The sequence below is a fragment of the Haemophilus haemolyticus genome, assembly GCF_003493605.1.
Taxonomy (GTDB): Bacteria; Pseudomonadota; Gammaproteobacteria; order Enterobacterales; family Pasteurellaceae; genus Haemophilus; species Haemophilus haemolyticus_J.
In genome coordinates, this window is sequence record NZ_QQKA01000006.1 from 1 (window position 1) to 21,006 (window position 21,006).

General features: G+C 36.2%; 13 protein-coding genes, 2 rRNA genes and 4 pseudogenes. 8 read left to right on the top strand and 11 right to left on the bottom strand.

Features of this window, described 5'->3' with window-relative positions; translation table 11 throughout:
- Positions 1–268: ribosomal RNA gene (locus DV424_RS05305) — 23S ribosomal RNA — on the top strand; the annotation flags it as partial.
- A 149-nt stretch (positions 269–417) separates the two neighbouring features.
- Positions 418–532 (top strand): 5S ribosomal RNA (rrf, locus tag DV424_RS05310).
- A 740-nt stretch (positions 533–1,272) separates the two neighbouring features.
- Here the strand turns inward: rrf and DV424_RS05315 are convergent.
- Together DV424_RS05315 and DV424_RS05320 are read right to left on the bottom strand one after the other, a co-directional pair.
- Positions 1,273–1,356: pseudogene (locus tag DV424_RS05315) on the bottom strand (IS200/IS605 family transposase); the annotation flags it as partial.
- A gap of 109 nt (positions 1,357–1,465) precedes the next feature.
- Positions 1,466–3,700, bottom strand: coding sequence for a TonB-dependent hemoglobin/transferrin/lactoferrin family receptor (locus DV424_RS05320; RefSeq protein ID WP_118859322.1), 2,235 nt, complete (start codon positions 3,698–3,700; stop codon positions 1,466–1,468).
- A 538-nt stretch (positions 3,701–4,238) separates the two neighbouring features.
- On the opposite strand from DV424_RS05320, the gene DV424_RS05325 reads away from it, so the two are divergent.
- Positions 4,239–4,826 (top strand): uracil-DNA glycosylase family protein, encoded by a 588-nt coding sequence (locus DV424_RS05325; RefSeq protein ID WP_118859323.1) that lies wholly within the window; start codon positions 4,239–4,241, stop codon positions 4,824–4,826.
- A 114-nt stretch (positions 4,827–4,940) separates the two neighbouring features.
- On the top strand, positions 4,941–6,737 hold the full coding sequence (locus DV424_RS05330; RefSeq protein WP_118859324.1) for an ATP-binding protein: 1,797 nt from the start codon (positions 4,941–4,943) through the stop codon (positions 6,735–6,737).
- Positions 6,738–6,817: 80 nt separating this feature from the next.
- On the opposite strand, the gene DV424_RS05335 is transcribed toward DV424_RS05330, so the two are convergent.
- The 8 genes and pseudogenes from DV424_RS05335 to prlC form a co-directional block, all read right to left on the bottom strand.
- Positions 6,818–9,901 (bottom strand): type I restriction endonuclease subunit R, encoded by a 3,084-nt coding sequence (locus DV424_RS05335; RefSeq protein WP_118859325.1) that lies wholly within the window; start codon positions 9,899–9,901, stop codon positions 6,818–6,820.
- Positions 9,902–9,968: 67 nt separating this feature from the next.
- Positions 9,969–10,205: pseudogene (locus tag DV424_RS05340) on the bottom strand (virulence RhuM family protein); the annotation flags it as partial.
- A gap of 90 nt (positions 10,206–10,295) precedes the next feature.
- Positions 10,296–10,826: an REP-associated tyrosine transposase gene (locus tag DV424_RS05345; RefSeq protein WP_118859326.1), complete on the bottom strand. Its 531-nt coding sequence runs from the start codon at positions 10,824–10,826 to the stop codon at positions 10,296–10,298.
- A 140-nt stretch (positions 10,827–10,966) separates the two neighbouring features.
- Positions 10,967–11,047 (bottom strand): annotated as a pseudogene (locus DV424_RS09085) (restriction endonuclease subunit S); the annotation flags it as partial.
- A gap of 68 nt (positions 11,048–11,115) precedes the next feature.
- Positions 11,116–11,601 (bottom strand): restriction endonuclease subunit S, encoded by a 486-nt coding sequence (locus DV424_RS05355; RefSeq protein WP_118859327.1) that lies wholly within the window; start codon positions 11,599–11,601, stop codon positions 11,116–11,118.
- Between the two features lie 46 nt (positions 11,602–11,647).
- A pseudogene (locus tag DV424_RS05360) lies at positions 11,648–12,257 on the bottom strand (restriction endonuclease subunit S); the annotation flags it as partial.
- A gap of 84 nt (positions 12,258–12,341) precedes the next feature.
- Positions 12,342–13,886 carry a type I restriction-modification system subunit M gene (locus DV424_RS05365; RefSeq protein WP_118859328.1) on the bottom strand — a complete coding sequence of 515 codons (1,545 nt, stop codon included), beginning with the start codon at positions 13,884–13,886 and terminating at the stop codon, positions 12,342–12,344.
- Between the two features lie 244 nt (positions 13,887–14,130).
- Complete coding sequence (prlC, locus tag DV424_RS05370) at positions 14,131–16,170, bottom strand: oligopeptidase A (RefSeq protein ID WP_118859329.1); 2,040 nt, start codon at positions 16,168–16,170, stop codon at positions 14,131–14,133.
- Between the two features lie 123 nt (positions 16,171–16,293).
- Between prlC and DV424_RS05375 the strand changes: the two genes are divergently transcribed.
- Together DV424_RS05375 and DV424_RS05380 are read left to right on the top strand one after the other, a co-directional pair.
- A complete protein-coding gene (locus DV424_RS05375; protein WP_118859330.1) occupies positions 16,294–16,656 on the top strand; it encodes a YbaN family protein in 363 nt (120 codons plus the stop codon).
- Complete coding sequence (locus DV424_RS05380; protein WP_118859331.1) at positions 16,649–18,190, top strand: peptide ABC transporter substrate-binding protein; 1,542 nt, start codon at positions 16,649–16,651, stop codon at positions 18,188–18,190. Before DV424_RS05375 ends, DV424_RS05380 begins: the two co-directional genes overlap by 8 nt.
- A 319-nt stretch (positions 18,191–18,509) precedes the next feature.
- Here the strand turns inward: DV424_RS05380 and ribA are convergent, their stop codons facing one another.
- Complete coding sequence (ribA, locus tag DV424_RS05385) at positions 18,510–19,160, bottom strand: GTP cyclohydrolase II (protein WP_118785846.1); 651 nt, start codon at positions 19,158–19,160, stop codon at positions 18,510–18,512.
- Positions 19,161–19,229: 69 nt separating this feature from the next.
- On the opposite strand from ribA, the gene DV424_RS05390 reads away from it, so the two are divergent.
- Together DV424_RS05390 and nagK are read left to right on the top strand one after the other, a co-directional pair.
- A complete protein-coding gene (locus DV424_RS05390; protein WP_118859332.1) occupies positions 19,230–19,955 on the top strand; it encodes a phosphatase PAP2 family protein in 726 nt (241 codons plus the stop codon).
- 63 nt (positions 19,956–20,018) lie between these two features.
- Positions 20,019–20,933, top strand: a complete 915-nt coding sequence (gene nagK, locus DV424_RS05395) for an N-acetylglucosamine kinase (RefSeq protein WP_118859333.1) — start codon at positions 20,019–20,021, stop codon at positions 20,931–20,933.
- Positions 20,934–21,006: the final 73 nt, after the last annotated feature.

Consider the following 21,006-nt stretch of genomic DNA (forward strand, 5'->3'; position numbering starts at 1 on the left):
GAATTGGTTGGGGCTGCTCCTAGTACGAGAGGACCGGAGTGGACGCACCACTGGTGTTCCGGTTGTGTCGCCAGACGCATTGCCGGGTAGCTAAGTGCGGAAGAGATAAGTGCTGAAAGCATCTAAGCACGAAACTTGCCAAGAGATGAGTTCTCCCTGGTTATAAATCAGTAAGGGTTGTTTAAGACGAAGACGTAGATAGGTGCGGTGTGTAAGTGTAGTGATACATTGAGCTAACGCATACTAATTGCCCGAGAGGCTTAACTATACAACGCTCAAGTGTTTTTGGAAAAGAGCGAAAGAGAAGACTAGACAAACAAATCAAATAAGAAGACTCAATAGAAAGAAAATCGAGTTCAGCTTGTGGCCAATGAAGAACATAGATAGAATTTAAAATAAACGTTATCAAAGAATTATCCTGGCGGCGATAGTGCGGTGGAACCACCTGAACCATACCGAACTCAGAAGTGAAACGCTGTAATGCCGATGGTAGTGTGGGGCATCCCCATGTGAGAGTAGGGCACCGCCAGGTTACCAAATACATATCTAAATTAAGTAAAAACAGAAGAACCCAGTTGAAGGACTGGGGTTTTTACTTTTTCCTATTATTTGTAAACTTGTTGCACCGTTGTAAAAAATCTCTCCAGACCAACCGCACTTTAAGAGCAAATGTAATAGCCCCTACATCTACAAATAAATTCTAACCTTTTAAAGGAAGTATAACTGCTATGCAGTTCGTATCCTTTGCTATTTAGATAGTTGCTATAAACTTAGAACAATAGACACCACAATGATGCTGATATGGGCGTTGAAACTTGTTGAAAATGGTAATTTAAGTAAACCACAATGTTATAAAAATACGTTGGTGTTATATGAAAAATGACAGCAAATTATTGATAACTTATTACATAATGCTGGTGCTTTAACTCTTTTCTTTATGGCTTATTCTGATGATATTCCTATAGTAGAAAAGCCAGTTAGAACAACGGAGTATCATTTGGGACAGTGATATTTATGAAAGCTAATGATATTAATTGGAAAGAAAGGAAAACTAGAAGAAATATACATTGACTTTGTTGTTAAGCTAGATACTGGGCATAAAATTATATTTAAACAATTAGGTGAGTTTAGCTCTTATTATGCAAGTAAGAGGGTAAAGATAAAACATAATTTTAATACTCATCTATAATTTCAGATATTGTATGTATCTTTGGATTTATTACTTAAATTTGCTCTGTAAAGAACAATGAAATTAGTATAGGGAATTATACCTATAATCTCTACATTCTTATAGTGATGTAATTGTCTTAATATATCTCCTATATTAACTCTCAATTTGCCGTAAATTGCTTTTCTCTAAAGAATATAGGTACTTATAGTTCTATCTTGTGTGGTAGACTTTATAGCTAGACTTTGTCTAGATATAGTTATGATAAAGCCCGATTACATTCAATCGGGCTATATTCTAAAATTTCTGAGATATGCTAAATTTGATATTCCTACCTGTTCCAGAAGCCAATTCGCCTAGATAAGGGTTGTATGCTCGATTGAATAAATTATCCACTGTAATCTTAACATTCATACCTTTAATTTTTGCAGGGCTCCAAGAAAGGAATAGGTTATGTAGGCTGTATCCTCTTGAAGCTGGTAATGACCAATATGATGCTTTGGGGTCACCAGATAATGGCGATCGATCTTGTCTTCTTACAAACTCAGCACGCCAACCTACTGTGAGATAATATTTTGGAACATTGAAACCTAAAGTAGCAGTTGCCTTTCTAGGGGGTATTTCTGCAATCCATGTTGAGGTTTTACCCCATGGGTTTCTTGGTGAGGTGTCACGTTTTCCTTTTACATAAGAATATGTTAGCTCACCAAATAAATAAGTGGATTGATAATAAGCTTCTAACTCTGCGCCTTGAATAACATAACCTGGCAAATTACGATAATTTCCAATGATTTTAGGACAAACATTATTATTGGTATCTGCAGCATTGCCTACACAATTAACCCCTCTGGTTTTAAATATTTCATTTTTACCACGGTGGTAAAAATAAGTAGCTCTAAATTGAAAGGCATCATCCTCTTGAAATAAATTATTAAGCGTAACAATCCCTCCTCCTCTGGTCTGATTAATCATTTCTTTTTCTAAATTTAAAGAGGTTGCAGGTACAGAAGATTGTTTAAATTGCGTCTCATACTGTTCATCAATAACAGGTGCACGCCAAGTTCTACTAAAATTTGTAAATAAACTTAAATAATGATTTACATCATAATTTAAACCTAAATAATAGGACCAACCATTATAATTTTTCTGACTATAATTATGCCCCGCAGATATATCACTATATCGTGGTGCCAAATTTTTCTGCCCTATATTATTGATATGGTCATAACGCACTCCTGTGCTAAAAATTATATTCTTCCATTTTATTTGATCTTGTAAATAAAACGCCTGAGTATATTGACGTCCAGATGGCATATAATAGGGTTGGAAATAGCCATAATTATAATCCGCTTGTCTCACTTTACTTTTATCATACATTAAAGTATGTCTTGTATTTTTTAACCATTGCAAACCATACAATAGTTCATGAACAGTAGTTTTGATATTAAAAGTACTCGTGTTATTTATATCAAAAGTAAGATCTGAATAAGTTATCCAGCTTTGATTACCTAAGCTACCCACAAATCCTGAAGATGCTTCTTTGGGACGCATATCATTTTGTATGGTTTTACTATAGCTGAACTGAGTAGATAAGTTAATCCATGGGTTATTCTCAGGTAGGTAATGGTACTTTAAAGTGTAATTTTCATCTTTTTGATCTCGATAAACCAGTTTACGTTTCCACGCTATATCAGTACCATAACGCATTATATCACTAGAACTTGGTTTAGGTAGGATATCTCTTTTCGCTGCGAAAGGCTCCCAGCCTTTATGAATACCATAAATACTCGATAATGTGAGTAAATGCTCGGGTGAAATTTGCCAATTTACTTTTATTAATCCGGTTTTTTGATTATTTTTTGAAAAAAGAATTTTGCTATTATCGGGTCTTTTATAATCGTCAGCATTTCTTACAGAACCAAATAATAATAAATCAATATTTTTTTGTTCATTTTGTAAAACTAGTGCAGTACTATAAGTTTTTTGGTTATTATTGCTATTATTTCCATACTTTAAAAAACCACCTATTTTCTGGTTTTCTTGCAAGAAATCCCTAGCATCCTTAGTTTCAAATTTTACTGTTCCAGCAAAACCACCATTACCATATTGAGGAGAATAATTTCCTTTGTCTACTGTTACTCTTCTTAATAATTCAGGCTCAATAAAAATAGAACCCTGTTGGTATTTTTCAAAACTTTTTGTAGCCCCATCTAACTGCACTCTAACATCTTCAGCATCGCCCATTCCATTAATATTTAATGTTTGCCCACCAGGGCGAAACCCGCCAGCCATATTCACACCTGGCAAGATATTAATTAAGTTTGCTGCATTATCAGCTTGTTGTTGTTCGATATTTTTCTGTTTTAATACTGAATGACCAGGTAGTTTATTATTATCCTCGTCAGTGTTCACAATAATAGGTAATAACTCATCTATATTTGAAGAATTTAGATTTGCTGCTACACTCGGTTGAATACTAGCTCCGATTATTAATAAGAAGACACATTCGTTGATTGAAAAATTTTTGCACATAAATCATAGCCTTAACGATAATTATTTGTATTAACTTTTCTTATTCTAATAAATGACAATAAAAAAACAAGTCTTTTTGTGGTATAGGAATCACTCTAATGAAAAAACTTGAACAAGTTTTGCCAAAAATTACAGTTGGGTGTTATGGATGAAAGAGAAAAGTGCTTCTTACTAAATTGTTTTATGCAATTCTCACACGGAATTTTAAAAAGGCGGTATTTTTAAAAAATCCCACTGAAGTGGGGAGCTATTGACTATTTTGTCCTTTTTATTACAAAATCTGCATCTCATCAGCCGAAAAATAGTGATAGGTTTCCGCAACATTAATGTCATTGGTTTGGCGATATACCACTAAAAAGTCAGTTAATTACATAATTTCTTCTGCCTTTTCATAATCCAACACTTACTGATTCATCGTAAGATATAAAAAGTAAGAGAATAAAATAAGCTATCAGTTGATTGATTGAGGTTTTTACTTTTTTGATTTTTTATATTTTTTCAAATAGACTTTATACATTCATTTCTAATGACCTCCATTATGCTTAAAACTTTAGACGAAATAACTTCAAGTATTATCGCCGATCCTCAAAATAAAGATTTTACATGTCGTGGAATTTTCCCTTTATTTTCGGTGCCTAAAACAGCTCGAATTAATATTGTAGGTCAAGCTCCAGGGTTAAAAGCTGAGCAAACTCGTTTATATTGGAATGATAAAAGCGGTGATCGTCTGCGTGATTGGTTAGGTGTAGATTACGATTATTTTTATAATTCTGGGATGTTTGCGGTTCTTCCTATGGATTTTTATTATCCTGGAAAAGGTAAATCGGGTGACTTACCACCTCGTCAAGGTTTCGCAGAAAAATGGCATCCAATGATTTTAGAGCATCTACCTAATATTCAGCTCACTATTCTTATTGGGCAATATGCACAGAAATATTATTTATCTGAAAATAAAGATAATGTAACTGACACTGTTAAAAATTATCGTCAATTCTTACCGCACTTTATACCTCTCGTACATCCTTCTCCACGTAATCAGCTTTGGATAACAAAGAATCCTTGGTTTGAAGAACAAGTTATTCCTGAATTACAAATTTTAGTTAAACAGATAATTAATAAAGACTAAGTTTTTCATTTCTTACGCACACATAGTAATAACAATCTCTTTTACTTTATGGATATAATAAAGCCTGTATGCACAGGCTTTTTTTATAACGATAATAATGTTTTAGGAGATTTGATGAAAAATTTCAAATATTTTGCCCAGAGTTATGTGGATTGGGTTATTCGACTTGGGCGTCTTCGTTTTTCTCTTTTAGGCGTGATGATTCTCGCAGTTTTAGCGCTTTGCACTCAAATTTTATTTAGTCTATTTATTGTTCATCAGATCTCTTGGGTAGATATTTTTCGTTCGGTAACTTTTGGCTTACTCACTGCACCTTTTGTTATTTATTTTTTTACTTTATTGGTCGAAAAACTTGAACATTCTCGCCTTGATCTTTCTAGTTCGGTTAATCGTTTGGAAAATGAGGTCGCCGAGCGAATTGCCGCTCAGAAAAAATTATCCCAAGCATTGGAAAAGTTAGAAAAAAATAGCCGTGATAAAAGTACCTTACTTGCCACAATAAGCCATGAATTGCGTACTCCATTGAATGGGATTGTCGGGCTTAGCCAGATTTTACTTGATGATGAATTAGACGATCGTCAGCGTAATTATTTAAAAACTATCAACATAAGTGCGGTCAGTTTAGGCTATATTTTTAGCGATATTATTGATTTGGAAAAAATTGATGCCAGCCGAATCGAATTAAATCGCCAGCCAACAGATTTTCCCGCCTTATTAAACGATATTTATAATTTTGCTAGTTTCCTTGCCAAACAAAAAAATCTTATTTTTTCTTTAGAGCTTGAACCTAATTTGCCTAATTGGTTGAATCTTGATCGTGTTCGCTTGAGTCAAATTTTGTGGAACTTAATTAGTAATGCGGTGAAGTTTACAGATCAGGGAAATATTATTCTTAAAATCATGAGAAATCAGGATTGTTACCATTTCATTGTGAAAGATACAGGAATGGGGATTTCGCCTGAAGAACAAAAACATATTTTTGAAATGTATTATCAAGTGAAAGAAAGTCGCCAGCAAAGTGCAGGTAGCGGTATTGGGTTGGCTATTTCTAAAAATCTCGCTCAGTTAATGGAAGGGGATTTAACGGTTGAAAGCGAACGAGGAAAGGGCGCTACTTTCCATCTTACTCTCCATGCTCAGGAAATTTCTGAAAAAGAATCTGTTAGGAAAAATATTCCATCCTTGAACATTCTTTTAGTGGAGGATGTTGACCTCAATATTATGGTTGCGAAAACTATTTTAGAAAAACTTGGGCATCATGTTGATGTTGCGACAAATGGCAAGCAGGCGATCACTTTATTTGAGAAAAATGTTTACGACATTTTATTGCTAGATATTAAATTGCCAGATATGAGTGGTTTTGAAATCGCCCAATATTTGCGAGAGAACTATGAGAACGGTATTTATGATTTTTTACCACCAATGATTGCTTTTACTGCCAATGTTATGCAAAGCGAGCAAGAATATTTGGAAATGGGCATGGATGGTGTATTACGTAAACCTATTTCAATTAAGGATTTACACCATTGTTTACAGCAATTTTTTGCGGATGAAAGGGAACCTATAATCGAAGTAAATGATACTAGTGTATTTTCAGAAAAGTTTGATTTGGCATTAATTGAAACCCTTGGAAAATCCCAAATTTTAGAAAATTTATCTTTATTCAAACAAACTATGCCAAATTATCTTGCTCAATTATCAAAAGATAATATGAAAGAAACAGAAGATACCGCCCATAAAATTAAAGGCGCAGCGGCATCGGTAGGATTAAATCATTTACGTCAATTAGCGGATACTTTAGAAAGTGCAGCTAAAAATTCTGATGTTTTTAATTGCGATGAATTGATTGATGAAATTAGAAATCGTTGGTTGGAATATGTAGAAGATTTAGCTCAATTTTGTAAAAACTAATCAATTTTTATTTGGACAGATAACAATAATCCAGCAGTTTTAGGATCAAACTGCTGGATTTAATGATTGATGTATTAAATTTAAATCTTCCCCCCAACCCCTTTAAATTTCTCCACAAATGCAGCAATTTTTTGGAAAATCGTCTGCTTTTTAGTGAGATATTGTGGATTAAGTGGACTCATTTTTGGCAATACTTCATTAAGTGCCGTGCCGTTTTCACTGGCATATTCGCGTTTTAATGAAGTGCTGATATAGCGTTTTGCTGCATCGACATTCAAATTTTCTTCTTGAATTAAGGTTTCTGCTTCTTTTCGCTGTTCTGCTTGAGCAAATAGGAAGAATGAGTCAATTAAAGTCGCTTTATCGGGAATATCATCTAAATTTGTTTGGTTGATAAAATCGACAATCAAGCTCTCTTTCGCACGGTTACCCAAACTTGAACGAACTGTGCGGCGGATTTCATCAATTAACACCTCTTTGTCTTGGTTTTTCTTATGATGTTCGAAAATTAACGCAAGAATATAATCCAAATTGATTTCTTGAGATTTTAATAAATCCACTTCAAATACGACATCATCCCAATTTATCGGCGAATTATCTTTATCATTCCCCTCTTTTCTTTGGCGTAACCAATCGCGAATATCATTATAAGTTGAACGATAATCTTGCTCCGCTCTTACTGGTAAAGTGGGAACTTTCAGCATTTCTGCAATTTGTTCATCATTCACATAATATACTTGCTTGAATTTTTCCATTGCAATCGGATCATTTAAATCGACCGCTTGTAAGGCTTGCAATGCTGCAAATTCATCGTAATTCTGCAAAATATTTTCGACACGTAGATATTCGCCAAATAATTTTACAAACTCTTTTTTATCTTGCTCTGTTTCGATTTCTGTTGGATTAGGAAAGCGATTTTGCAGCTCTTGAATAACCTCCAAATAACCACGTTGATTGTCATCACCGTTAAAATAGCTGTCGTAGCTTTTTTCTAGTACGACATTCTTCGTGTTTTTATCGCCAAATAGCGTGATTGCATCAATGGTATTTTGTTCCAAATCGCGGAAAGTGACGATATTCCCAAAGGTTTTAGTTGTGTCATAAATGCGGTTGGTGCGAGAAAAAGCCTGCATTAATCCGTGATAACGCAAGTTTTTGTCTACGAAAAGAGTATTCAACGTAGGGGCATCAAAGCCTGTTAAGAACATTCCGACCACAATCAGTAAATCCACTTCCTGATTTTTCACACGTTTGGCAAGATCGCGATAGTAATTTTGGAATGATTGACTATCTACGCCATAATTCGTGCCAAAGTAGTGATTGTAATCATCAATGGCTTTTGTTAAAAATTCTTTTGCCGTACTGTTTAGAGCCGTGGGTTCAAAGGTCTCATCTGGAATATCACCAATCGCATCTTGCTCTTCATTGGCGGCAAACGAAAAGATTGTTGCAATTTTTAACGGATGCTCCTGCTCTGCCTGTAAATTTTGTAAGGTTTCGTAATAACGTTTTGCTGCTTCCACACTGCTTACTGCAAACATTGCATTAAAGCCTTTACCTGTGGCATTCAAGCGGTGGGTTTTTTGTTTAAAATTGTTAAGCAAATATTGCGAGATTTCTTTAATACGCTCAGGGTGTAAAAAGGCTTGTTTCTGCTCAAGTGCGGTCAATTTTTCAGGATCTTTTTCTGTTTCTAAGGCTTTAAATTGTGGGCGGACATCGTTGTAATCGACCTTGAATTTCAGTACTTTGTCATCACGAATAGCATCGGTAATCACATAAGAATGCAATTCCGTACCGAACACACTTGCTGTCGTTTCCGCACCTAATGCATTTTCAGGGAAAATTGGTGTGCCTGTAAAACCAAATTGATAGAATTTTTTGAATTTATGTTTTAGATTTTTTTGAGCTTCGCCAAATTGGGAGCGATGGGCTTCATCGAAAATAAAGACCACCTGTTTTTGATAAATAGACAGGTTTTCTTCGCTTTTCATTAAATTATTCAATTTTTGAATGGTGGTTACGATAATTTTGTTATCATCTTTTTCAATATTGCGTTTAAGCCCTGCGGTACTTTCCGAGCCATTCACGCTATCAGGCGAAAAACGCTGATATTCTTTCATCGTTTGGTAGTCTAAGTCTTTACGATCGACCACAAAAAAGACTTTATCAATAAAATCAAGTTCAGTCGCAAGGCGAGAGGCTTTAAAACTGGTGAGGGTTTTGCCTGAGGCTGTGGTATGCCAAATATAGCCACCACTTTCTTTATTGCTCCAATTTTTGGCGTGATATGAACTTTTGATTTTCCATAAAATACGTTCTGTTGCGGCAATTTGATACGGACGCATAATTAACAACGTATCAGTCACATCAAACACGCAGTAATTGACCAACACATTGAGCAAAGTATTCTTTTGCAAGAAAGTCGCGGTAAAATCCTTTAAATCTTTAATCAGGGTATTTTTTGCCATTGCCCAATTCATTGTGAAATCAAAGCTATTCTTATCGCGTTTAGTCGTATTAGCAAAATAGCGAGTATCCGTGCCATTAGAAATGACAAAAATCTGAATATATTTAAAGAGAGAATTTTCTTTATTGAAACTTTCTTTGCTGTAACGGTGAATTTGGTTAAAGGCTTCACGAATCGCCACGCCACGTTTTTTTAATTCAATATGTACAAGCGGTAAACCATTCACCAAAATTGTCACATCATAACGATTATCATAGCTGCCAGTTTGCTCAAATTGATTGATGATTTGCAGAGAATTATTGGCAAGATTTTTCTTATCTAGCAAATAGATATTCTGAATGCGTCCGTTATCGAACACAAAATCATAAATATAATCATCGTGAATTTTGCGAGTTTTCTCAATCAGACTATCGCTCGGTTTATCCAAATATTCCTCTAAAAAACGTTGCCATTCTGCATCGGAGAAAATAACATTATTCAACCGTTGTAATTGAACACGTAAGTTTTTAATCAGTTCATCGTGATTATTAAGCCCTTGTAAATACTCATAGCCTTGCGCCTGTAAATCACGAATAAACTCACGCTCAAGGCTCCCTTCTGTTTGATAACCAGCATTAGGTTCTTCCACAAATTTATTATATTGATCTAAAACGATAAAATTATTGGATTCAGCGATGGTTTTGTATTGGATCATGAGTGGTTCCTTAATGCGTTTGCTTTTTTAGTTTTTGTAGGGTGGGCTTTAGCCCACCGTTTTATTAATGTTTTACTTGATATTGCTTGCCATCTTGAGCAGTTATTAAGTAATCCTTGATAACTGAATTTTCATCTAATTCATTGTCTTCTAATATATTTTTTATATGTAAGGCGATATTTTGTACAGAGGTGTCAAAAAATTCCGCAAGCTGATTTTGGGTCAGTCAAGCCTCATTTTCGACAACCAATAAAGCAACGTGAGATTTACCATCGTCAGTGTTGTAGATGATTAAGTCGTTCATTATTTCTTCTCAAATTTGTAGGGTGGGCTTTAGCCCACCGTTTTATTTATGATTGTTAATTGGTGGGCTAAAGCCCACCCTACGGTATTGTTATATATCACCTTTAATTTTCAAATCTGGGTTGCCTCCCCAATCTTCAGGATAAATCTCTGCTTTCACATCACGATGGAAGGAAGAATACGGCCAATCTTTTACTACCTCAACATAGCCGTGTTTCACAGGATTGTAATAAATATAATCTAAATGATTCGCTAAATCTTTATCATCACGAATTAAATGCTCCCAAAATCGGCGTTGCCAAATACCTGATTCTCGATATTTTTGTCTATTTTTATTAAATTGTCGGCATTCTTTTGGAAGTTGTCGTGTAAATTGTGTTTTTAAATATGCGATGCGTATTGCGTAATTATCATCATTTTCAGGTAATTGCATCAGTAAATGAATATGATCGGGTAAAATACAAATTGCTACTGTTTCGAATGGATAATGTTCACAAGTTTGTTTATATGCAAATCTAAATTCATTGATATAGTCAGTTAGATAAGATTTTGTTCTATCTTGTAAAACAATTGTGAAAAAATATAATCCACCTTTAGTAAAATCGCGACGATAATTAGACATATATTATTCCAAATTGTAGTTCGTAGTAATTTGTAGGGTGGGCTTTAGCCCACCATAAAAATATTCTCATTACATTGTAGGGTGAGCTTTAACCCACCGTTTGTTGTGATTAATTGGTGGGCTGAAGCCCACCCTACAGGTTACGAGAAATTTAATAACAATTCTCGGTAATACTCATACCGCTTTTGGCTTTGTTCAATTGCTAAAGGCAAGCCTTCAGTTTTTGTAGGGTGGGCTTTAGCCCACCGTTTGTTATGGTTAATTGGTGGGCTGAAGCCCACCCTACGGGTTACGAGAAATTCAATAATAATTCTCTGTAATATTCATACCGCTTTTGGCTTTGTTCAATCGCTAAAGGTAAGCCTTTGGTGATGGAATTAGTTAAGGTTTCAAATTTATCGAGGATTGAAACGATGCGGTGTTGTTCTTCGATTGACGGAACAAAAATAGGAATTTCATTCAAAATAGCTTGTGTTAAGCTCGGTCTGCCTGAACCTGTATCCAATTTTGTTAAATCTACCGTTTTCATAAAATGATAAAAGTATTTTGGTAAAATTTGAGTTGTGTCAATTTCTGTATAGTAAATCGTATCAACGTTCCAAAATGGTTCTTCAAGGTAAAATATGTTTGTAATAGTTCCTTTTCGTGGAATTAATACTGTAGGTCTATCGTATGAATATGTATCAACATATCCCATAATCCCACCTGAACCATATATTGGAATATTACCTTTCCCAAGATGTTTCCAATCTTTTCCATTTTTGATTTTAGCCACATCAATAAGTTTCTTCTTCCCCCCCCTGAATTTAATTGTTCTAAACTATCAAAAGATAATAATTTTTCTCGATAGTATTCATATTGTTTCTGGCGTAGTATAAGCTCGCTGGTAAGCTCGCTGGTAAGCTCGCTGGTAAGCTCGCTGGTAAGAGCTGTCAATGCGTCCAAAATTCGGACGATTTCGGTTTGGACAGAGAGTGGGGGAATGGGGACTAAATATTTATCTGTATCAGGTGTTGCAATCTGAGGCATTTGCATCTTTGAACCTAAATTTTGGAAATAAGGTTCCTGATTTTTCAAAACATAATAAATGTATTTAATATTAATATTTTTATCATTCGAATAATAAGACCACATTTCATTTTTATGAGAAAAAGGCTTATCGTAATATTCAAATTCAATAATTCCTCGAGACTTTACAATAATTGAAGGATTTTTATTGATGTCTTTTTCAGGGATATCTTCAAAATTTACTAATGCAAATGTTTTCCCGCCAGCAAAAATTTTTAGTGGTGCATTGTCTTTATGCAATACTTTCATTTCAGCAGCTGTAATTTTTGTGCCTTTAGTTCTGATTAGAATGTCTTTTAGAGTCCTCCACTCAACCTCGGCCCCATCCAATAATTTCTCTAAAAAAGTGCGGTTATTTTTCATTGTATTTTTTATTGTTCCTCGTAGGGTGGGCTTTAGCCCACCACCTGTTATCGTAAATTGGTGGGCTGAAGCCCACCCTACATTTTACCCCTCAATTTCTGCCACAATCTTGTCAATTTCCGCACGCAAGCGGTCGATATTGGCAACTGTTTTACGAATTTGAGCATTGAGTTCATCAATATTAATTACTTCGCGGGTGTCTTTTTGTTCCACATACGAACTTACTGCAAGGTTGTAGTCATTTTGGGCGATTTCTTCAAAGGATATGGATTTTGCCAAATGCGGCACATCTTCTTTATCGGCAAAGAGTTTTAGGATTTGCTCGATATGTTCCTCTTCTAAAATGTTGTTATTGGTGGCAGACTTAAATAAACCGCTGGCATCGATAAATTGGGTTTGGGTATTGGGTTTGTGTTTGGAAAGCACCAAAATATTCACCGCAATACTGGTGCCGTAGAATAGATTAGGTGCAAGGGCAATCACGGTTTCCACAAAATTATTATCCACCAAATATTGACGAATTTTTTGCTCCGCACTGCCGCGGTAAAAAATGCCAGGGAAGGAGACAATCGCCGCCCTGCCTTTGCCTGAAAGATAGCTTAATGCGTGTAAAATAAAGGCAAAATCTGCTTTTGATTTTGGGGCAAGCACACCTGCGGGGGCAAATCGTTCATCGTTAATCAATGTTGGATCGTCGGAGCCAGCCCATTTCACGGAGTAAGGCGGGTTAGAAACGATGGCATCGAAAGGTTTATCATCGCCAAATTGTGGTTCCATTAAGGTGTTGCCTAAAGCAATATCAAACTTGTCGTAGTTGATGTTATGCAAAAACATATTCATACGGGCAAGGTTGTATGTGGTATGGTTTATTTCCTGCCCGAAAAAGCCTTCTTCAATAATATGTTCATCAAATTGTTTTTTGGCTTGAAGCAAAAGTGAGCCAGAACCTGCTGCGGGGTCATAAATTTTATTGACTGAGGTTTGCCCGTGCATTGTAATTTGAGCAATGAGTTTGGAAACACTTTGTGGGGTGAAAAATTCGCCACCAGATTTGCCTGCATTGGCGGCATAGTTAGAAATAAGATATTCGTATGCATCGCCAAATAAATCAATGTGGTTATCTTCAAATTTGCCAAAATCAAGTTCAGCCACGCCTTTCAAAACAGCCGTTAAGCGGTCGTTTTTATCTTTTACGGTATTGCCTAAGCGATTGCTGGTGGTATCAAAATCGGCAAATAAGCCTTTGATATCTTGTTCAGACGGAAAGCCCGTCGCTGAGTTTTCAATATCAGTAAAAATCTGTTTTAAATCAGTATTCAAATTAGGATTGCTGCCAGCATTAGCCGCGACATTCTTAAATAATTGGCTTGGGTAAATAAAGTAGCCTTTCGTTTTAATGGCATCTGTTTTAATGTCAGGTGTGATGATTTCATCAGGTAATTGGGCATAATTTACGCTTTCATCGCCCGCTTCAATGTAATTGGCAAAATTTTCGCTAATAAAACGGTAAAAAAGCGTGCCAAGCACATATTGTTTGAAATCCCAGCCATCGACCGAGCCTCGCACATCATTAGCAATTTGCCAAATACGGCGTTGAAGTTCGGCACGTTGTTGAATTGCAGCTGCCATAAAATCCTCAGAATATTTTGTGTAATGAGTTGGATAGATATGTGAAAAATTATACAGGAAATTAGTCTATTCTGCGTGAATTTCTATGAGTTTGTCTTGCGGCTATTTGTAAAAATAATGTCTCGTTTGCAGGTTTTGTCTAGATAAAGTGCGGTTTAAATGTACTATGTTTTTATGGTGGGATTTATTTTAGAGGGAGATATTTGAGAAAGGGCATGTTGTGCATGCCCTATAGTTTGACGTATTAGTTCATAATTCCTTTATGTCTTAACAACGCATCTAATTGCGGTTCACGACCACGGAAGCGTTTGAATAGCTCCATTGGTTCTTCTGATCCACCACGCGTGAGAATTTCATCTAAGAATGATTTGCCAGTGATTGAGTTGAAAATACCTTCTTCTTCAAAGCGTGAATAAGCGTCTGCTGATAGCACTTCAGCCCATAAATAGCTGTAATAACCCGCGGCGTAGCCCCCTGCAAAAATATGGCTGAAACTGTGCGGAGTTCTTGCCCAATCTACGCCTTTTATAACGGCAACTTGTGATTTCACCGCTTTAAGTGTCTCTAGAATTTGATTGGTTTTTTCCGCATCAAAGGTGTGATGCAAGCGGAAATCAAAAATCCCGAATTCAAGCTGGCGCAAGATAAACATCGCGGCTTGGAAATTTTTTGCTTTTAACAGTTGCGTAAGTTTTTCTTTTGGCAATGGCTCGCCTGTTTTGTAATGCCCTGAAATAAACGCCAATGCCTCTTCTTCCCAGCACCAGTTTTCCATAAATTGACTTGGTAATTCTACCGCATCCCAAGGCACTCCGTTAATACCCGCCACATCGGAGACATCAATTTGCGTGAGCATATGATGGATTCCGTGACCAAATTCGTGGAATAGCGTGGTGACTTCATCATGCGTAAATAAGGCTGGTTTATTCCCTATAGGTGCATTGAAGTTGCAAGTTAAATAAGCCACAGGAGTTTGAATGCTGCCATCCAGTTTACGCTTGCGCCCAATACAATCGTCCATCCACGCACCGCCACGTTTGTGTTCGCGCGCATATAAATCAAGATAGAAACTGCCTCGGAGTTGATCGTTTTCATCAATTAAATCAAAGAAGCGCACATCTTTATGCCAAGTATCCACGCCTTTGCGTTCCACTGCACGGATATTGAAAATGCGTTTAATTAATTCAAACAATCCCGAAATCACGCGATTTTCAGGAAAGTAAGGGCGAAGTTCTTCATCATTAATGGCGTATAAATGTTGTTTTTGTTTTTCGCTGTAAAAACTAATATCCCAAGGCGCAAGTTCAGTGACACCAAATTCTTTTTCGCAGTAATCTTTCAATTCTTGCAGTTCTTTTTCGCCTTGTGGTTTGGCACGTTCGGCAAGATGATCTAAGAAATCAAGCACTTGTTCTGGGTTTTCTGCCATTTTAGTGGCAAGTGAAAGTTCGGTATAAGTATTAAAACCGAGTAATTTCGCCAATTCCACGCGTAATGTAAGAATTTCTTCCATAACTTTACTGTTATCCCATTTACCAGCATTCGGGCCTTGTTCAGAGGCTCGTGTCGCATAAGCGCGGTACATTTCTTCACGCAATGCACTATTTTCACAGTAAGTCATCACCGGCAAATAACTTGGGATTTCTAACGTAAAACGATAACCTTTCAATCCTTTATTTTCGGCAGATTGTTGTGTAGCTTGCAGTGCGGATTCTGGTAAGCCTGCAAGTTCTGCTTCGTTTTCAATGAGTTTTTCCCAACCCATGGTGGCATCTAATACGTTATTGCTAAATTGTGAATTTAATTCCGATAAGCGCGCCACAATTTCGCCATAACGTTGTTGTTTCTCTTCGGAAAGCCCAATGCCTGAAAGTTCAAAATCACGCAGTGAATTTTCAATGGCTTTCTTTTGCGCAATAGAATAATCAGCAAATTCAGCACTGTTTTTTAACGCTAAATAGGCATTATAAAGCCCTTTATGCTGACCAACCCAAGTGCTGTATTCAGAAAGTAACGGCAAGCACGCTTGATAGGCTTCACGTAATTCAGCACTGTTTTTTACTGAATTGAGATGAGAAACGGGTGACCAAGCACGATTTAAGCGATCATTAGTTTCCGTTAAAGGCAAAATGAAATTTTCCCAAGTAAAGTGCGGTTGTTTTAACACTTGTTCTATCGTATCGCGACAATCTTGAATTAATTTTTCAACAGCCGGTTGAATATGTTCTGGTTTGATTTGTGAAAATGGCGGTAAGCCTTGAATGTTAAGTAATGGATTTGACATAGATATAAATGTTCCTTTTTTGAAAACTGCTTTTTATGTGACGGCAAATTCTATAATATCAAGGTTGAAAAATCTAAAAAATCAGTAATAATGGTTCGCATTTTCTTTTTTATTAGGAACATTATGAAAATTATTTACATTATTTTAGGTTTTCTTTCTCTTGCTCTTGGCATCATTGGCATTTTTCTTCCTCTTTTACCGACTACGCCTTTTTTATTACTTACTTTATTTTTCTTTGCCAAAGGTTCAAAACGCTTAGAACAATGGTTTGTAGGTACAAGTATTTATCAAAAACATCTCAAGTCCTTTAATGAAAATCGATCATTAAAGAAAAATACTAAAATTTGTATTTTGACTTTTGTTACCACAATGCTACTAATTGGTTTTTATTTTACGCCAAGCGTAATAGGGCGTAGTGTCATTGTTGCGTTGATTTGCATTAAGTTTTGGTTCTTCTTATTTTGGGTTAAAACCGAAAATGAATAATTTGTTCGCGTTGTGCCAACGAAGTGCGGTTATTTTTTCTATTATTTTTACGGTGGTGGCTTGTGATAAATTGGATAGTCCTAAGCCTATTTCGCCACAAGTTGAGACACCAAAAAATACTCAATTAGAATCTAACCGAATTGAATTAAAACGTGGCGTTTATAGCGATTTGACTTTGCAACCTTGGCAAGCACAAAGCGAAGAACAAACTCAATTATTACGAGATCTTTTTGAAGGATTAACAGCTTATGATGTGCAGGGTAATCTTGTTCCAGCTGTAGCAGAAAATTGGCAAACCGAAGACAATAAAACTTGGATTTTCACTTTGCGTGAAAATGCTAAATGGTCAAATGGCGAGCCTATCACTGCATCAGATTTTGTACAATCTTGGCAAACACTTTCTCAATCTGAAAGCCCACTTAAAAATTATTTGGCTTTTATGAATCTGAAAAATGCGAAGGCAGTATTGGAAAAAGCGTTACCTGTTGAATCCCTAGGATTGTTTGCTGAAAATGACCACACTTTACGCATTGAATTAGATAAAGCATCACCATATTTACCTTCTATGCTGGCACATATCAGTCTTTTGCCTCACTATGCTAAATCGACTGAAATATTTATCAGTAATGGCGCATATCAGTTACAAAGTCAGGCTGAAAATCAGCATATTTTAACTACCAATCCTTATTATTGGGCGAAAGAAAAAGTGATATTTCAGCAAGTGAAATATCAAAAAATTTCCGTTGATGCAGATTTGTCTGATTTTGATGTTGTAATGAATCCGAAAAAAGTCGATCAGAATATCCAAGATTATCCGCAATTTTGTACTTACTTCTATGAGTTTAATCTTTCCGATCCTGTGTTACAAAAAAGTGCGGTAAGAAAAGCGATTGTTTCGATGATTTCTACCAAAAATTTGGTTTCAGATATTGCTCATCTTCATCCAAGTAATACTTTTTTGCCAAAATCTATGCTAGGTGAGCAAGAATCTGTTTGGGAGCCAGTTGTTGCAGAACAGCTTCTTTCCCAAAATCAAATTAGTGAAACTCATCCATTGAAATTGCGTATTCGTTATGATGATTCGTCTCTGAATCAAACCATTGCAACGAGATTAAATCGCCAATTATCTCAATCAGATTTATTACGAGTTGAAAATCAAGGGATGAGCTGGCAAGAATTGCAAACCGCCCGCACAAAAGGCGATTTTCAATTAATTCGTTCTGGCTGGTGCGCAGATTTTAATGATCCCGTTGCTTTCTTAAATTTGTTCTATTCAAAAAGCCCTGATAACAAAAATGGCTATAAAAATGCAGAATTTGATCGTTTATTTGAAAGTGCAATGACGACAACATCCGAAAAAGTGCAGTTAGAAAATTACTCGAAATTAAAAGGGATAGTTCAACAAGAATATTTAGTGTTACCCATTTTTCAATATAGTACGCCTGTTTATCTTGCGCCAAGTATAATGGGTGCGCAAGTAAATTCTGTTGGAACCATTTATAGTAAAGATTTGTGGCGAAAGGTTAAAAATTAGTAATCACGCTTGCAATCAAGGAAAGAATTCTTTAAGATTGGAGGCATTGGGGACAACTCCTACATCGTCCCCTTGCGATTATCTTAGATAACTGTTCCGGAACAGCTAACTAAACAACAGATAATCAAGAAAATGAAAAAGGCAATTTTTTTCATTTTACTTACTCCTGATAAGCCCCGATCTTTGGAATACGAGACGGGGTTTCTCGTTTTTAGCAATATGCTAAAAAATCTTTTGATTATTCCATGGCATAAAGTTTAAATAAAAAAGCCATACTGTTCAATACAACAGTATGGCTTTTTTAACATGTATTATTTTATTAAATAATCTCTTCTTGGCAATGTGGGCAGGTCATTAAATGTTGTTCATCATTGTTATGCACAATGTAATGTCCCATTTTTTTCGCTTTCGTATCAAGATATTTTGTATTGTAGCGGTTTTCGCCGACATTAAGCGGTACTCGTTCAACCACGTTGATACCTGCTTTTTTCATGGTTTCTACTTTTTCTGGGTTGTTGGTCATCAAGCGAACTTTTTTTACACCGAGTAGCTCGAACATATCGGCACAGACTTCAAAGTTGCGTTCATCCGCTTTGAAACCTAAAGCAAGATTGGCTTCAATGGTATCCATTCCCTTATCTTGTAAAGAATAAGCTCGGATTTTATTAATCAAACCAATCCCACGGCCTTCTTCACGATGATAAATTAAGACACCGCGACCTTCTTCTTTAATTTGTTTCAACGCTGTTGCCAGTTGGAACCCACAATCGCATTTTAAGCTGTGAAGCGCATCGCCAGTTAAACATTCAGAATGGATGCGTGCTAACACTGGTTCATCAGCATTAGAAATATCGCCCATCACTAAGGCTACATGTTCTTTTTTTGTATCTGGAAATTCAAATCCCACCATTTTGAAAATACCATATTCAGTAGGTAAATTGGCTTGCGCAACTAGCTGAATTTTTGCCATAAAGTGATCCTTATTCGTAGTCATTTCTGTTAGAATGCGCGCGTTATTTTTTATTATCAAGGGGCGAGCATGTTAAAAAGGCTGTCATTATATACGTTATTACTTTGTCTTGTACCATTTTTTATTTGGGGTATTTCCTATCAGTGGCATGGTAATAGCCAATTAACTCAAGCTGATTATTGGCTTTATTTGCTCACTGAAACGGGTAGCGTACCTTATGCGTTGCTCACCTGTGTGTTATTTACGCTTTTGTTTGCGTTTTTATTTAAAAATCCAAAACAATGGCTATTAGGCGTAATCGTGATGGGGATTTCAGTTATTGCCACTCAAGCCGCAAAAACAGGGGCAAAAGCATTATTTGAAGAACCTCGTCCGTTCACCGTTTATCTAGCTGAGCAAACTCATTCAACGCCTGAAAACTTTTATAAAAATGACCGCACTTTGCGTGTAGAAATGGCTAAGGATTTTTATTCTATGGATTTCATCACGCCAGCTTGGTTAGTTCATCATTATGAAAATGAAACGGGGTATTCGTTCCCTTCTGGGCATACGATTTTTGCAGCAACTTGGCTGATGCTTGCTGTTGGCTTTACCCAATTATTGGGTAACCGTTCTTTTAAAGCAAAATTGCTGGTGGTGGGCATTGCGGTATGGGGCTTGTTAATGTTGATTAGCCGTGTGCGATTAGGCATGCATTACCCAATTGATTTATTGGTGGCGACATTGCTGGCATGGTTGATTAATAGCATTATTTTTGCCTTTTTGAAGAAAAAGGCGATCTTCGTCATAAAATAATGATTAAAGTTCGGTTAAGATTTTGCCTAATTTTAACCGCACTTCTTTATAAAGGAGCAGATTATGTATTATGGTTTAGATATTGGTGGCACGAAAATAGAGCTTGCCGTATTCAATGAAAAATTAGAAAAATTATATTCTGAACGGGTGCCAACACCTAAAACCGATTATGAAGAATGGCTTAACACGATTGTGGATTTAGTGAATCGAGCTGATGAAAAGTTTGGTGAAGTAGGTACCGTAGGTTTGGGCGTACCTGGTTTTGTTAATCAACAAACTGGATTAGCCGAAATTACCAATATTCGTGTGGCAGATAATAAACCAATTTTACGCGATTTGTCTGCACATTTAGGCCGTGAAGTGCGGGCAGAAAATGACGCAAATTGTTTTGCGTTATCTGAAGCATGGGATACGGAAAATCAGCAATATTCGACTGTACTTGGTTTAATTCTTGGGACTGGTTTTGGTGGTGGCTTTGTCTTAAATGGTAAAGTTCATTCAGGTCAAGTTGGAATGGCGGGAGAGCTTGGTCATTTACAACTAAATTATCATGCCTTGAAATTATTGGGATGGGATAAAGCTCCAATTTATCAATGCGGTTGTGGCAACAAAGCTTGTTTGGATAATTATCTGTCAGGTCGCGGTTTTGAAATGCTTTATCGAGATTTGAAAGGCGAAACATTATCTGCTCGTGAAGTTATTGATTTGTTCTATCAAGGCAATGAAGGTGCGGTAGATTTTGTGAATCTTTTTGTTGAGTTGGCGGCGATTTCTATTGGCAATATCATTACGGCATTTGATCCTCATATGATTGTGTTAGGTGGTGGATTATCTAATTTTGATTACCTTTATGAGGCTTTACCAAAAGCATTGCCGCCTTACTTGATGCGGACGGCAAAAGTTCCGCCAATTAAAAAAGCGAAACACGGCGATTCTGGTGGTGTGCGTGGTGCGGCAGCGTTGTTTTTAACCAAATAATTCAACAAACTAGTGGGCGTGTTCAAATAATACGCCCTTTGTTTTGGAAAATATTTAGAATATTGTGAATTTA

Coding starts and splice junctions, on each gene's coding strand:
- DV424_RS05320 (WP_118859322.1), bottom strand. CDS start 3,700: ATGTGCAAAAATTTTTCAATCAACGAATGTGTCTTCTTATTAATAATC.
- DV424_RS05325 (WP_118859323.1), top strand. CDS start 4,239: ATGCTTAAAACTTTAGACGAAATAACTTCAAGTATTATCGCCGATCCT.
- DV424_RS05330 (WP_118859324.1), top strand. CDS start 4,941: ATGAAAAATTTCAAATATTTTGCCCAGAGTTATGTGGATTGGGTTATT.
- DV424_RS05335 (WP_118859325.1), bottom strand. CDS start 9,901: ATGATCCAATACAAAACCATCGCTGAATCCAATAATTTTATCGTTTTA.
- DV424_RS05345 (WP_118859326.1), bottom strand. CDS start 10,826: ATGTCTAATTATCGTCGCGATTTTACTAAAGGTGGATTATATTTTTTC.
- DV424_RS05365 (WP_118859328.1), bottom strand. CDS start 13,886: ATGGCAGCTGCAATTCAACAACGTGCCGAACTTCAACGCCGTATTTGG.
- prlC (WP_118859329.1), bottom strand. CDS start 16,170: ATGTCAAATCCATTACTTAACATTCAAGGCTTACCGCCATTTTCACAA.
- DV424_RS05375 (WP_118859330.1), top strand. CDS start 16,294: ATGAAAATTATTTACATTATTTTAGGTTTTCTTTCTCTTGCTCTTGGC.
- DV424_RS05380 (WP_118859331.1), top strand. CDS start 16,649: ATGAATAATTTGTTCGCGTTGTGCCAACGAAGTGCGGTTATTTTTTCT.
- ribA (WP_118785846.1), bottom strand. CDS start 19,160: ATGGCAAAAATTCAGCTAGTTGCGCAAGCCAATTTACCTACTGAATAT.
- DV424_RS05390 (WP_118859332.1), top strand. CDS start 19,230: ATGTTAAAAAGGCTGTCATTATATACGTTATTACTTTGTCTTGTACCA.
- nagK (WP_118859333.1), top strand. CDS start 20,019: ATGTATTATGGTTTAGATATTGGTGGCACGAAAATAGAGCTTGCCGTA.